This window comes from Caballeronia sp. INML1 (assembly GCF_023631085.1).
Classification (GTDB): Bacteria; Pseudomonadota; Gammaproteobacteria; order Burkholderiales; family Burkholderiaceae; genus Caballeronia; species Caballeronia turbans.
Window position 1 is genome coordinate 25,337 of record NZ_JALQDT010000055.1, and the last position, 12,879, is coordinate 38,215.

Below are 12,879 nucleotides of genomic sequence, written 5' to 3' on the forward strand. Positions count from 1 at the left end.
CGTCACAAAAGCCTGCGACCATTGCGCGTTTTCGCGCTCCAGCATACCCGCTCGACCCTTTCCTTACGATGGCGCTGACACTCGCCGACATCCGGCATCTCTTCGACACGCACGGCTCGCTCGCCTACAGCGGCGAGCCGGTCACCCAATTGCAGCACGCATTGCAAAGCGCCACGCTGGCCGAGGCGGCGGGCGCGCGCCCCGAGCTGATCGTCGCGGCATTACTGCATGACCTCGGGCACTTGCTGAATCTGCAGGGCGAGACGCCGACCGAGCGCGGCATCGACGATCTGCACCAGTACTTCGCGCTGCCGTTCCTGCGCCCGCTCTTCTCCGACGCCGTGCTCGAGCCGATCCGCCTGCACGTCGATGCGAAGCGCTGCCTGTGCGCGATCGACACGTCGTATCACGCGCGACTGTCCGCGGATTCGGTGCGAAGCCTGCAACTGCAAGGCGGCATATTCGACGATGAAGCCGCGCAAGCGTTTCTGGCGAAGCCCTATGCACACGACGCGATCGCTCTGCGCCGCTGGGACGACGAAGCGAAGGACGCGCATCGCGTCACGCCCGCGCTGCCGCATTTCATGGATATGGCCGCAAGCGTTGCGCTCGTGACGCGCTCGCTAACTTCGACCTGTGAATAGACTGGCTGAACCCAGCGCTACTTTGCCGACGCACGTGCAGGAAAGCATGATTTTCCTGGGCAACAGCGCAGCGGTTGAGGTGACTCGTGCGATGAGGCGGTAAACGAGGACCAGACGCTCGTGCGCGACGCGTTACTTGCGCGATGAAGAGGCGGTCGTCGAATCCGCAGGACTACGCCTGCCCTTCGTTAAGAGATCAGCGCCCGCGTCGCCGCCGATGCGTCTCGCACGACAGCGCGACGAGATCGCTGCACGCGTGCGTTAATCGATCGATGCCGGCACTACGCCAATGCGAATCATGCCGACCGATTCCGACTTTCCCCACGCCATACTCAGTGGCTGCCGCCGAAGTCAGCGGCCTTATGGTGCGCCTGTGTTCGAATGTACTGCGCCAGTGCCTTGACGCCGGGCAACTTTCGGGTAGCTTCGTGCATGACCAGCCATAGAGGCAGCACGGGCACTTTGGTCGTAATCGGTACACGCACAAGGTTGGCCGAGCTGTTACCTACGATACAGGCCAGAAGTGCAATACCGAGCCCATTCTCAGCCGCGAGATAGCCGAAGCCCAGGCTGTCGGACGATATCGCCATACATTCGTGCGGCGCGAAATCATTCAACCAGACAGATGGCTCGAATCTGGCAAGCTTGCCGGACATCCCTATGAAGCGATGCTTCAGCAGATCTGCGTCATTCTCGGGTAGCCCGTATAGACGGACGTACTCCTTCGACGCGTACAGCCCAAATCCAACGCTCGCTACTCTGGTCGCATATAGAGAGTCCTGGCCGGGCGATCCGAGGCGCAGTGCCCCGTCCGCCTCGCTCTTGCCGAGGTCGATCGATTGATTGCTGATGATCAATTCGACTTGTGCGCCAGGGTTGGCCTCCAGGAACTCGGGTAGCAGGCCGCGCACAAACTAGCCGGCGCTCGTCACAGGTGGCTGCTCGTCGCTGTCTCGAACATGTGCGTCTTGAGCAATGAGCGGGCGTCGTTGGGAAAGCCGCTGAACTCGACGCCGATCAATACGCCGCCGTCCGTAGGCCGCGAGTTCCTTGCAATGCAGTTGAACATAACGGCGTGCACCTTGCCTTCGGCGCGAACACGCAGGGCCAGCTTGAAGTGCTCGCCAATTTTCAGATACCGATCGGAGGCGCGCAAAGAGGCCCCGCCCATGCTGACGTTGACCACCGTGACATCGAAGCCCGCAGCGATACAGTCGTTTCTGATGAGCCGCGCGGCCATGCTTGTTGCGATGCGCGGGTGTTTGCGTACGACGTGGGCCGTGACGGCATCGGGATGCGCGAGATAGACAACCTGCGCCGGTGACTGGTTGCGTCCGGTGACGACTGTGTGAAAGCGATAAATCTTCCGACCGAGGAGAGCCTTGCACTCGACCTCGACTTCCGGCTCGAGGAACTCAAACCCGGTCAAGACCGCGACGACCAGTGCAGTCCCGGAGATCGAACCCACGAACTCGACTTGCAACGCGGCGTCCGGCCTGGCGACAACGGTTAGCTGCAACCTCTCAAGATTCTTTGGAAGGATCTCTGACGGCGCTGCCACGGGCCGGGCATCGGCAATGGCTCGATCATGGCTCGCGGTGGAGACAATGAGGCTTTCCTGTGCGGGCGCTCGCTTGCCGGGCTGAGCAGATTCGGCGTCTCGAAAACCGCCCATCGCAACGAGCCTGTCGCGCTGGTTTTCGGACCGAATGCAGCCACCCTGGTTGATCAGCAGTTTCCCTGTTGCGGTGTAGACAGCGAAGTCTAGTGGCGCACCCACCCTCAAATCCTTTTCCGCGATTCTGACAAGCGCCATGTCGATCTTCCCCGTCGTCCGTAAGGCCCACAGTGATGAGCCTGCTTAGTTTTTCGACAATTTACGGATTTGATGGCGTCGCAGAAGTGCGTTTCCGCTCATTGATCAGACAAAAATGTTGCGGCCGGATTCGACCCGGTTTCGGCCAGAATTCGTCGCTTTGAAGCGCGCGCAAACAGGCATTCACCCTATTCGGAACGTATGGCCTGCTCGGGCATCACCGCGAAGATCGACAAGCTCTCCATCGCCGCATCCTCCAAATGGATCTGCACAAGCGAGTTGTCGGCCAATTGCCGGAAGAGGCGCGCTGGCGTCGCGGTTGACCACCGTCCGCTATGGCCGATAAGCGCGGATTGAGCGTCAGGTGGGTCTCGAACCGAACATGCCGCTCGGATGAACATTCATGCCGCGAACGGAAACGCCGACTGGCGTATCGCGCTAGACTGTGCGCCATGCAATCCTTCCCATTTCGATACGCCTTGCAGCAAGCCTTCACCGCGCGAGCGAGCGACGCATCGTGAAAGGCGGCAACTTTCGCATCACCGCCGCCGTCGTGGCGAGCGCGCTCTTCATGCAGAACATGGACGGCACGATCGTCGCCACCGCCATCCCTACGATGGCCCGCGACCTCCAGGTCGACCCCGTCCATCTATCCAGCGCGATCACCGCTTATCTCGTCGCGCTGACCGTGTTCATTCCCGCGAGCGGGTGGGTCGCCGACCGCTTCGGCGCGCGCCGCGTGTTCATGTGGGCGATCACGACGTTCACGCTCGCGTCCGTCGCGTGCGCCGCCGCGATGAATCTGCCGCAATTGCTGGCTGCGCGCGTCGTCCAGGGTCTCGGCGGCGCGATGATGGTGCCCGTCGGTCGCCTGATCCTGTTTCGCGGCGTCAAGCGCGAAGAACTCCTCCAGGCGACGACGTGGCTCACGATGCCCGCGCTCGTCGGTCCCTTGCTCGGACCGCCGCTCGGCGGCTTTCTCACCGACACGCTCTCGTGGCGCAGCATCTTCTGGGTCAACGTGCCGGTGGGCATCGTGGGCCTGTGGCTCACGTGGAAGCTGCTGCCGCCGTCGCCGCCCGAGGACCGGACGTCGCCCGATCTGCGCGGCATGCTGCTGTCGGGCGCCTCGCTCAGTCTGTTCATGATCGGCATCGAGAGCGCGGGGCGCGGCGTGCTGCCCATCGGCGTGCCGTGGATCTGCGTGGCGGCCGGCCTGCTCCTCTTTCGCGTGACGGTGCTGCACTGCCGCCGCGTGCCGAATCCCGCCATCGACTTCTCGCTCCTGTCGATTCCCACTTTTCATGCGGCGACTGTCGCGGGCAGCCTGTTTCGCGCCGGCGCGGGCGCACTGCCGTTTCTCGTGCCGCTCACGCTTCAGACGGGCTTCGGCTACAGCGCGACGGCGAGCGGTCTCGTCACATTCGCGAGCGCGCTCGGCTCCTTCTGCATGCGTCCGATGACGGCGCTCGCGCTGCGGCGCTTCTCGGTCCGCAACGTCCTGTGCACGGGCAGCGTCGTGTTCGCGGCCGTGCTGCTCGTCTGCTCGACGATGTCGCAAGCATGGCCCGCCGTCGCGATCTTTCTGCTTTTACTGCTGGGCGGACTCGGCCGCTCGCTCAGTTTCGCGACGATGGGCGCGCTCGCATTCGCCGATGTGCCCAAGCCGCGCCTCGCCGCCGCGACCTCGTTTCAGGGCACCGCGCAGCAGTTGATGAAGGCGGTCGGCGTCACGGTCGCGGCCGGCACGATCCAGGCGACGATGCTCGTTTCCGGAAGCGCGCACACCGAGCGCTGGCAACTCGCCTGCGGATTCATCGTGACGGCGCTCGTCGTCCTGGCCTCGCTGCCGATGTTCGCGCGCCTCTCGGATGACGCCGGCGAGGGCATTTCAGCGCGCTCCGCGAAGCGCGCCGAACGCACGTAATTCGTTCCGATTTGTGAAAAGAAAACATCATATTTAAGACAAGTACATGATCCACAAGGACTTTTTATGTGGCTATAATGCGATTCCGCTTTGATCTCTCTGTCCGATGCGTCGTTTCCTCCCTATCCTTGTCGCCCTTTCCGTCTCACTGAGCGCAGCGCAGACCGCGCTCGCGCAGGAAAACCCGCTCGCAGCAAGCGAGGCGGCCGCGCAGTCCGCCGCGCAGCCAGACCCGAAGACGGAGCAGGCGAGTCACAAGATTTCGGACATGCTCACGCGAAAATTCGGCGTGGCGCGTGAAAAGGCGCAGACCATCGCGGCGGCAGTCATGTCGTCGGCATCGAAGTATTCGCTTCCACCGGCGCTTTTGCTCGCCATCATTTCGATCGAATCGCGCTTCAAGGAAACGGCCAGAGGGCCGAACAATGCGACGGGTCTGATGCAGGTGGTGCCGTCGGCGCACAAGAAGCTCGTGCGCAACGTAGACCTGACGGACCCGGAAGACAACATCGAAACCGGCTCCGCGATCCTTCACGGCTATGTGAAATCCGCTCAGGGCGATGTTGACGCCGCGCTGAAGAACTACGGCGGATCGCGCGCCTACGCCGAGAAGGTCAGCTTGCGCGTAAAGACGTTCGAGCCGGCCGCATCGGCGGATGCGGCATCGGCGGGCGGGCAATAACAGTCACTTTTCACTCGCCCGTCCGGGCGGAGTTTCTTTGATAACGCGCACCGCCGCCAGGCGGATGCCGCTCTCGCGTCTCGATGACGCCGCGGCGATCGCACCCGCAAAGCGCGCTGGCATCGTTCAATATGCCTTCTTGGTCCCGGTGCCGTCCGACTTCATGCCGCCCGAATTCATGTTGCCGTTATTCGGCGCGCTGCGCGTGGCGGTACCCTGATCCTGGCTCATGCCGTTGGTCGCGTCGTTGCTCATGCCGCTCTTCGCGCCGGTGCCGGTCGAGCCGTCCGCCGAGCCGCCCATCCCGGCGCCGCCCATGCCTACGCCGCCGCCCTTACCGCCGGCCGCCGAGCCGGCGCCCGCCGAACCATTGCCGCCTGCGCCTGCCGAACCGCCCGCAGCAGCGCCGCCGCCTGCACCGCCTGCGCCGCCACCACCGCCGCCGCCTGCTTGCGCATAGACACCGCCGGACAGGCCCAGCACCAGCGCGGAAATCACCAGCTTCTTCGTCGTTGCGTTCATTGCGAGTCTCCCAAGTTTGCGTGTCGGTCGTCGCGCATTGGATGCAACGACCGTGTCCGCATCAGCGCAAGGGGCGTGCCGCGAGTCACGCGCAATCAGTAACCGCAAGGCACATACGCGCCACGGTAGTTGTCGTAGCAGTAGCCAGGCGGCGGCGCCGGTTGTGCGTAGACCGGCTGCGCGTACTCGGGTTGTTGATAGACGGGTTGCGCATACGTCGGCTGTGCACTCGCGACGGACGTCACCAGCGCGCCGAGCACCGCGCCGCCGATCAGCGCGCCGACGATCGCTCCGCCATCCCCGCCACCGCCGCGATGACCGCCGCCATGCCCATGCGCCGATGCCTGGCCCGCCGCCGTCAAACTACCGATCATCAACAAGACAAGTGCTGCGCGTTTCATGAGCTTCTCCATTTCCCGTTTGCCGGGTTCATGGAGATCATCTTAAGCAGACAGCTAAGAAATAACTGCAGTAGTTGGTAACCGCGCATTTCAACGATTACAAATCGCCCGCTACACGTTTCTTCAAAGTCGTCCTTCGATTCGGATAACGAATTACCCTGAGCGCGGTTACAAACAGAATTGATTTCGCTCGTCCGTAACAGATTTAGCGACTTGTCCGGTAAAGCGTCTCTTCGCTATCGGTCAACGCCGCCGGTTTTACCGCACGCGGTTTCATTTGCTCGCCACTGGTTACTGTTTGTCACCAGATCGACGTCAACTATATCGACGGGCGGGGCGTTTTCATCGTCAACGCGGCGCATTGCGCGCCACGTGTCCTCGAAGAAAGAATCAAGGGAGATTCAAACCATGAAGAAGAACGTCGCTGCTCTCGCATCCGCCATGCTCGTCACCACCGCATTCGCGCAAACGGCCGCAACCGATGCCGGCAAAGCGCAATTGAAGGCCAACAACGAAAAAGCCGAGGCTCAGGCGACCGCCAACAAGAAGAAGGCGGAAGCGCAGCACGATGCCGCGAAGGCGCAGGCATCGGCGAACGAGGACAAGGCATCGGCGCAAGCCGACGCCAACAAGGAAGCCGCGAAGGTAGCGCAGGCGACCACGCCGGAACAGGCTTCCGACGCTCGCGGTGACGCCACGAAGGCACAGGCGAAAGCCAACAAGAAGAAGCATGCTGCACAATCCAAGGCCGATCAAAAGAAGCAGGACGCAGCGAAGGATGCCAACGTGGCGCAAGCGAAGGCCGACAAGGAAAAAGTCGAGGCGCAAAGCGACGCAAACAAGACGGCCGCCGATGCGAAGGTGGACGCGGCGAAGAAGTAAGGGAGGCCAGCGTCATCGCATCGCGCACTGGGCGTTGCATATAAACAAACCAGTGCGTTCAATTCAGGCGAGCCTTCGGGCTCGCCTTTTTGCATGTCCTTTTTGCATGTCCTTTGATCGAATGATTTGCGCCCGCTAAAGGACATGTTCCACTTGCCGATATCGTTGTGCGGCTTATCATTCGTGAAACAAAAAACACGAAAGGAGACGCCCGACATGCGCACACTGACCGATCAGTTGTCGCAGTACGCCGACTATCATCGCGACAGGCGCAATATCGCCACGCACTTCGTAGGCATTCCGCTCATCGTCCTCGCGATCGCCGCATTGCTGAGCCGTCCCGCATGGCCCGTGTTATCGGGCGCATGTCTGCTCACGCCCGCATGGGTGCTGTTCGCGCTCGCTACGCTCTACTATCTCTGGCTCGACGTGCCGCTCGGCATCGGCATGGGTATCGTGTCCGCGCTCAGCGCGGCGTTCGGGCAGTGGGCTGCATCGCACACTACGTGGAGCTGGCTCGCGATCGGCGTCGGCATGTTCGTGATCGGGTGGGTGTTTCAGTTCATCGGGCATATGCGTTATGAACGTCGCAAGCCCGCTTTCGCCGACGATATCATCGGCTTGCTGATCGGGCCGCTCTTCATTCTCGTCGAACTCTTGTTCGGCCTCGGTCTCATGCGCGAACTGCACGACGCTATCGAAACGCGCGCCGCGCGCTGATCAGTCCACGCGCTCGATTTCCTCCGCGACCGTTTCATGCTCGATGCTCGCGTGATGTTCGCTCGTCGGCAATGCCTGCTTCTCCGAGCGTTCGCGCATCAGAAGACGCGCGCTGTGCACGCCGGTCAGCACGACGGCCATCCAGATCGGCACATAAGTGCCGAGTTGCCGCGCTGAAAACGGCTCGCCGAGCAACAGGACAGCGACGCCGACGAGCAGCACCGGTTCCACGTAGCCGAGAATGCCGAAGAGCGCGAGCGGCAGATGACGGCTCGCACGCAGATACGACGCCAGCGCGATCGTGCTCAACGCGCCGAGTCCGGGCAGAAGCAGCAGCGCGAGACGCGGCTCGCCGACGACATCCGCGAACGAACCGCGCACGATCAGCATCATCACGGCGACAGGCGCGATCAGCATGATTTCAACGGCGAAGGACACGAGCGGATCGGCATTCAGCCGGCGACGCAACACGAAGTAAGGCGGATAGCCGAGCATCACGACGAGCGTCGGCCACGCGAACGCATGCGTGATGACGAGCTCATGCGCCACGCCCACGGCCGCCGCGGCGACACCCGCCCACTGGAAACCGTCGAGACGCTCGTCGTAGTGGAAGCGGCCGAGCAGCACCATCGCAAGAGGCAGGAGGAAATAGCCGAGCGATACTTCGAGCGCGCGCCCGTGCAGCGGCGCCCAGAGAAAGATCCACAACTGCACGCCGAGCAGCGCGGCGGCGGCAGCGGACATCAGCAGCAGATGCGGCGTTTTGGCGAGCCTCGCGATGAGCGCGCATAATTGCGGCCAGCGTTTGCGCAGCGCGACGAGCGCGAGCGCACCCGGCAATGTCCATACGATACGCCACGCGAAGATGTCGAGCCCGTCGAGCGGCGCGAGCCATTTCGTATAGCCGGACATGAGCGCGAATAGCGCGGATGCGGCGACGGACAGCGCAATGCCGCGTCCCAGGTCATGCTGATTCATCGAAAGAGGCGCTGCGCGCGGTAGGTGAGTGCAAGCCGAATGAAACGTGGAACGCGCATTCTAAACGCGCAGCGCGCACCATTTTCAAAACCCGCTTCAATCAGTTTCCCCGGACGTGCCCGCTTTTTGCTTCGTTCATGCTTCGCATTTCGGCGTGAACTCCACCGCATGATCGCTGTCACTTGCGGTTGTCTTTTGCCGGTCACGATGATCGGCGACCCTTGTCGGTCCGGCATTACTGCCGGTCCGGTCCTGAAGTCCGGGCGGCGCCCCGTACGAACACCTGCCGCTCACGTCATTGCATCCGCAGCAACACGCGCCGTGCCGTCACGTCGACGATGGCACGCGAAGAAAACGCCGCATCGATGGAGACGTCATGACTCAACCAGCCCTGTCGCCCCGCTTTTCCAACGCCTTTGCAGAGGCCGTGCACGTAGGACTCAGCAAGCGTCCGCAAAAAGAACTGCCTTCGATGTATCTGTATGACGAAGTGGGCTCGGCCCTCTTCGAAGTGATCACCGCGCTGCCCGAATACGGCGTGACGCGCGCCGAGGAGCGCGTGCTGAAGGATCACGCGGCGGACATCGTCGCGGCCATGCCGGGCGACATCCAGGTCGCCGAACTCGGCAGCGGCAGTGGCCGCAAGACGCGCCGCATTCTTGAGGCGCTGTGTAAAAAGCAGCCCACTGCTTACCATCCGATTGAAATTTCGCGCACCGCCTTGCAGTTGTGCCGTCGCGAATTGAGCGATATCGAGCGCGTGTCGATCGTCGGACACGAGCGCGATTACCTCGCGGGATTGTCGGAAGTCAGTTCGAAGCGCAAGGACGGCGAACGACTGCTCGTGCTGTTTCTCGGCAGCACCATCGGCAATTTCGCGCGGCTCGCGGCGACGAAGTTCCTGCGCTCGATTCGCGGCATGCTCCAGCCCGGCGACGCGCTGTTGCTCGGCACCGATCTCATCAAGCCGCTGCCGGTGCTCATCGCGGCGTATGACGACCCGATCGGCGTCACGGCCGCGTTCAATCTGAACATGCTCGCGCGCATCAATCGCGAACTCGCCGGCGACTTTCCGCTCGAAGCCTTCGAGCACGTCGCGCGTTTCAATCCGGATGCGCGCAGCATCGAAATGCACTTGCGGGCGAAGCGCGCGCTGTCCGTGCGCGTGCGCGGCGCGGACCTGCGCGTGGACTTCCGCGAAGGCGAGACGATCTGGACGGAAAGCAGCCACAAATACGCGGCCGATGAAGTCGCGCCGATCGCCGCCGATGCGGGCTTCGAATGCACGCATCAGTGGCGCGACGAGGAATGGCAGTTCGCGGAGAGCCTGCTGGTCGCGCGATGAACTAGCTAGTGCTGCTCGAAGCGCTCGTAGCGCTTCTCGATGTGGCGCTCTTCGCTGTGAAACTCGGTGACGCGGGCATGCGGCGGCCCGCGTCGCAGCCATTCGAGCATCAGGTCGACCTGATTGGCCGCGCCCTGCACGATGGCTTCGACGGAGCCGTCATCGAGATTGGCGACCCAGCCGCGCACGCCGAGCGCATGCGCCTTTCTCACCGTGTAGTGCCTGAAGCCGACGCCCTGCACGACGCCGCGCACACGCACGTAATAGGTTTCGATTCTCGTATCCAGATCCGGGCCCGGCATCGTGCTTTCTCCTTTCAGACGTCCATACGCCGCATTGTAGACACGCGCTTCAACTCAGACGGAAAGGTTGCGCCATGTCGGCGCGCTCGCCCGAACGCGGATGCGGCACGCGCGGCAGCGTCACTTCGAACACCGTGCCGGATTCGGCTGCCGAGCGTACCGTGACGTCGCCGCCGTGCATCTGCGCGATCTCGCGCGTGATGTAGAGCCCGAGCCCCAGGCCGCTCGATTCATGCTGGCGCTGGCCCGAGCGATACGGCGCGAAGATCGTCGGCAGGACGTCGGCGGGAATCTCGCCCGCGTTTTGCACGGTGATGGTCACATGGTCGGCGTTGCCGTCGAGGCGCACCTGGATCGCCGAGCCTTCCAGCCCGTGCTGCAGCGCATTGCCGATGAGATTCGAGAACACTTGCGAGAGCAGATCGCCGTCGCCTTGCAAGAGCGTATCGCCCTGACGCAGCACGAAGATGCGCCCTTTGCCGAAACGCGCCTCGTATTCATCGACGATATTCTTCGCGAGCGTCATCAACTCGACCGCACGCGGCTGCAAGGTGACGCGCCCGCCACGCAGACGCGCGAGATTGAGCAACTGATCGACCATGCGCACCATGCGCATGCCGCTCGACTTGATGCGCGTGCCGATGTTCGCGACGTTCTCGTCCTGCACGAAGCGCGCGAGATACTCCGCCGATGCGATCACCGCCGACAGCGGCGTGCGCAGATCGTGGCCGAGCACGGCCATCAGCATCTCGTTCGCATCGAGCAGTTGCTGCACGGTCGCGAGTTGCGTCGCGAGCTGCTGCTTCTGGCGCTCCATCTGGATGAATACATCGACCTTCGAATTGAGGATGCGCGAATCGAAGGGCTTGTAGAGAAAATCCACCGCGCCCGCTTCATAGCCGCGAAAGGTGCGGCTCGCGTCCTGCGCCGTCGCCGTCAGAAAGATGATCGGCACGTGCGCGGTGCGGGGGCTGCCACGCATCAGCTCGGCGAGTTCGAACCCGTCCATGCCGGGCATGTTGACGTCGAGAATCGCGAGCGCGACCTCGTGCTTGAGCAGAAGCTCGAGCGCGGCCGGTCCCGATTCGGCTTTCAGCACCGACAGATCCGGCCGCGCGAGCGACGCTTCGAGCGCGGTGATGTTATTGCGGATGTCGTCGACGATCAGCACGTGGATGGGTTGCGTCATCTGGTGACTCCTTGCCTTGCTTCTTTCATTGCCTGTAGCCGATGCATTGGGTGAGCCGCATCGCCATGTGATCCAGCGTGAGCACTTCGTTCACCGCGCCTTGCGCGATGGCCGCGAGCGGCATCGCGGGCGCGGTCGCCGTCGCCGGGTCCTGCGCCCAGCACGCGCCGCCCGCATCGCGGATCGCGCGTGCGCCGCGCGCGCCGTCGTCGTTCGCGCCCGACAGCACGATGCCGAGCAGGCGCTCGCCGTAAGCATGCGCCGCCGATTCGAACAGCACATCCACCGATGGCCGCGAAAAGCGCACGGGCGGATCGACGGACAGCGCGATCGCCGGCGTCGCGCCGCCTTCGGCCTCGACGAGCATGTGATAGCCCGGCGGCGCGAAATATACGGTGCCCGGCGCGATCTCGTCCTTGTCGAAAGGCTCCTCGATGGCAAGCTCGCAGCGCGAAGCGAACAATCCGGGCAAGAGGCTCGGCTGTCCGTGCCGCACATGCACCACGACGAGCACCGGCGGCGCGAACGCCTTCGGCAAGCCGGGCAGCAACTGATTGAGCGCCTCGACGCCGCCCGCCGATGCGCCGATCACGACTGCCCCGATGCGGTCCGCGTCGAACATCGTCACACCTTCTGATAAAGCCGCTCGCGCGGATTGAAGTCCGCGAAACGGTCTGCATACGTGGAAAAGCGCAGGCTCTCCTTGCTGCCGAGACCGAGGAACCCGCGCCGCACGAGCGAATCGCTGAAGAGGCCGAGGGCACGATCCTGTAGCGCGCGATCGAAATAGATCAGCACATTGCGGCACGACACCAGATGCGCTTCGAGAAACACGCTGTCCGTCGCGAGACTGTGATCCGCGAACACCACGCGCGACTTGAGCGTCTGCGAGAACTTCGCCGCGCCGTAGGCCGCGTGATAGTAGTCCGACAGCGAACGCTTGCCGCCCGCCGCCAGATAGTTCTGGCTGAAACCCGCCATGCGCTCCAGCGGATAAATGCCGCTTTCTGCCTGACGCAATGCCTCGGCGTTGATGTCGGTCGCGTAGAACACCGTGCGGTCCGCGATCTTTTCTTCGGCAAAGAGCACCGCGAGCGACCACAGCTCCTCGCCGCTGCTGCATCCCGCGACCCACACCTTGATCGACGGATAAGTCTGCAGAATAGGCACGACCTGCTCGCGGATCGCGCGGAAATACTGCGGGTCGCGGAACATCTCGCTCACCTGCACCGTGAGGTACTGAAAGAGCCGGGCGAACAGCGCCGGGTCTCGCAGAATGCGCTCCTGAAGATGCGAGAGCGTCGGCAGGCCGAAATCGTGCACGGCCTGCGCGAGCCTGCGCCTCAGCGAACTCACGGAGTAATGCCGGAAGTCGTGCTGATAGCGCAGGTAGATCGCTTCGAGTATCAGCTTCAGTTCGATGTCGAACGTCGCTTCTTCGTCGTGCCGGGCGTCATTCATCTGGGAGATG

General features: G+C 63.0%; 15 protein-coding genes. 6 read left to right on the forward strand and 9 right to left on the reverse strand.

The genetic code is table 11. The features are described 5' to 3' along the window. Nucleotides 1-68 precede the first annotated feature (68 nt). Nucleotides 69-644 (forward strand): phosphonate degradation HD-domain oxygenase, encoded by a 576-nt coding sequence (locus NCR38_RS20145; protein ID WP_061119970.1) that lies wholly within the window; start codon nt 69-71, stop codon nt 642-644. 332 nt (nt 645-976) lie between these two features. Here the strand turns inward: NCR38_RS20145 and NCR38_RS20150 are convergent, their stop codons facing one another. Continuing rightward, nucleotides 977-1,555, reverse strand: a complete 579-nt coding sequence (locus NCR38_RS20150) for a LysR substrate-binding domain-containing protein (RefSeq protein ID WP_061119971.1) — start codon at nt 1,553-1,555, stop codon at nt 977-979. 17 nt (nt 1,556-1,572) lie between these two features. After that, entirely contained in the window at nt 1,573-2,460 is an 888-nt protein-coding gene (locus NCR38_RS20155) for a PilZ domain-containing protein (protein WP_061119972.1), read from the reverse strand. Between the two features lie 517 nt (nt 2,461-2,977). On the opposite strand from NCR38_RS20155, the gene NCR38_RS20160 reads away from it, so the two are divergent. Both NCR38_RS20160 and NCR38_RS20165 read left to right on the forward strand, forming a co-directional pair. Further along, nucleotides 2,978-4,387, forward strand: a complete 1,410-nt coding sequence (locus NCR38_RS20160) for an MFS transporter (RefSeq protein ID WP_061119974.1) — start codon at nt 2,978-2,980, stop codon at nt 4,385-4,387. Nucleotides 4,388-4,493: 106 nt separating this feature from the next. Then, on the forward strand, nt 4,494-5,069 hold the full coding sequence (locus NCR38_RS20165; RefSeq protein WP_061119975.1) for a transglycosylase SLT domain-containing protein: 576 nt from the start codon (nt 4,494-4,496) through the stop codon (nt 5,067-5,069). Nucleotides 5,070-5,195: 126 nt separating this feature from the next. Here NCR38_RS20165 and NCR38_RS20170 read toward each other — a convergent pair whose 3' ends face one another. Together NCR38_RS20170 and NCR38_RS20175 are read right to left on the reverse strand one after the other, a co-directional pair. Next, nucleotides 5,196-5,591 (reverse strand): hypothetical protein, encoded by a 396-nt coding sequence (locus tag NCR38_RS20170; protein ID WP_061119976.1) that lies wholly within the window; start codon nt 5,589-5,591, stop codon nt 5,196-5,198. A 95-nt stretch (nt 5,592-5,686) separates the two neighbouring features. Further along, a complete protein-coding gene (locus NCR38_RS20175; RefSeq protein WP_061120046.1) occupies nt 5,687-5,992 on the reverse strand; it encodes a hypothetical protein in 306 nt (101 codons plus the stop codon). Between the two features lie 180 nt (nt 5,993-6,172). Between NCR38_RS20175 and NCR38_RS20180 the strand changes: the two genes are divergently transcribed. Together NCR38_RS20180 and NCR38_RS20185 are read left to right on the forward strand one after the other, a co-directional pair. Next, the gene (locus NCR38_RS20180) at nt 6,173-6,874 is read left to right on the forward strand and encodes a hypothetical protein (RefSeq protein ID WP_250477521.1); all 702 of its coding nucleotides are present in this window, start codon (nt 6,173-6,175) and stop codon (nt 6,872-6,874) included. Between the two features lie 216 nt (nt 6,875-7,090). Continuing rightward, the gene (locus NCR38_RS20185; RefSeq protein WP_061119978.1) at nt 7,091-7,594 is read left to right on the forward strand and encodes a DUF962 domain-containing protein; all 504 of its coding nucleotides are present in this window, start codon (nt 7,091-7,093) and stop codon (nt 7,592-7,594) included. Here NCR38_RS20185 and rarD read toward each other — a convergent pair whose 3' ends face one another. Then, on the reverse strand, nt 7,595-8,572 hold the full coding sequence (rarD, locus tag NCR38_RS20190) for an EamA family transporter RarD (protein ID WP_061119979.1): 978 nt from the start codon (nt 8,570-8,572) through the stop codon (nt 7,595-7,597). It abuts the gene before it with no gap. 376 nt (nt 8,573-8,948) lie between these two features. Here rarD and egtD point away from each other — a divergent pair, with 376 nt between their 5' ends. Beyond that, the gene (gene egtD / locus NCR38_RS20195; RefSeq protein ID WP_061119980.1) at nt 8,949-9,917 is read left to right on the forward strand and encodes an L-histidine N(alpha)-methyltransferase; all 969 of its coding nucleotides are present in this window, start codon (nt 8,949-8,951) and stop codon (nt 9,915-9,917) included. 5 nt (nt 9,918-9,922) lie between these two features. On the opposite strand, the gene NCR38_RS20200 is transcribed toward egtD, so the two are convergent. From NCR38_RS20200 to NCR38_RS20215, 4 genes are read right to left on the reverse strand one after another with little or no spacing between them, the layout of a single operon-like run. After that, nucleotides 9,923-10,219, reverse strand: a complete 297-nt coding sequence (locus tag NCR38_RS20200; RefSeq protein ID WP_061119981.1) for an acylphosphatase — start codon at nt 10,217-10,219, stop codon at nt 9,923-9,925. Nucleotides 10,220-10,268: 49 nt separating this feature from the next. After that, nucleotides 10,269-11,408 (reverse strand): hybrid sensor histidine kinase/response regulator, encoded by a 1,140-nt coding sequence (locus tag NCR38_RS20205; RefSeq protein ID WP_061119982.1) that lies wholly within the window; start codon nt 11,406-11,408, stop codon nt 10,269-10,271. Nucleotides 11,409-11,433: 25 nt separating this feature from the next. Further along, nucleotides 11,434-12,030, reverse strand: coding sequence for a chemotaxis protein CheB (locus tag NCR38_RS20210; protein WP_061119983.1), 597 nt, complete (start codon nt 12,028-12,030; stop codon nt 11,434-11,436). Between the two features lie 2 nt (nt 12,031-12,032). Further along, nucleotides 12,033-12,869 (reverse strand): protein-glutamate O-methyltransferase CheR, encoded by an 837-nt coding sequence (locus tag NCR38_RS20215; protein WP_061120047.1) that lies wholly within the window; start codon nt 12,867-12,869, stop codon nt 12,033-12,035. Nucleotides 12,870-12,879 lie beyond the last annotated feature (10 nt).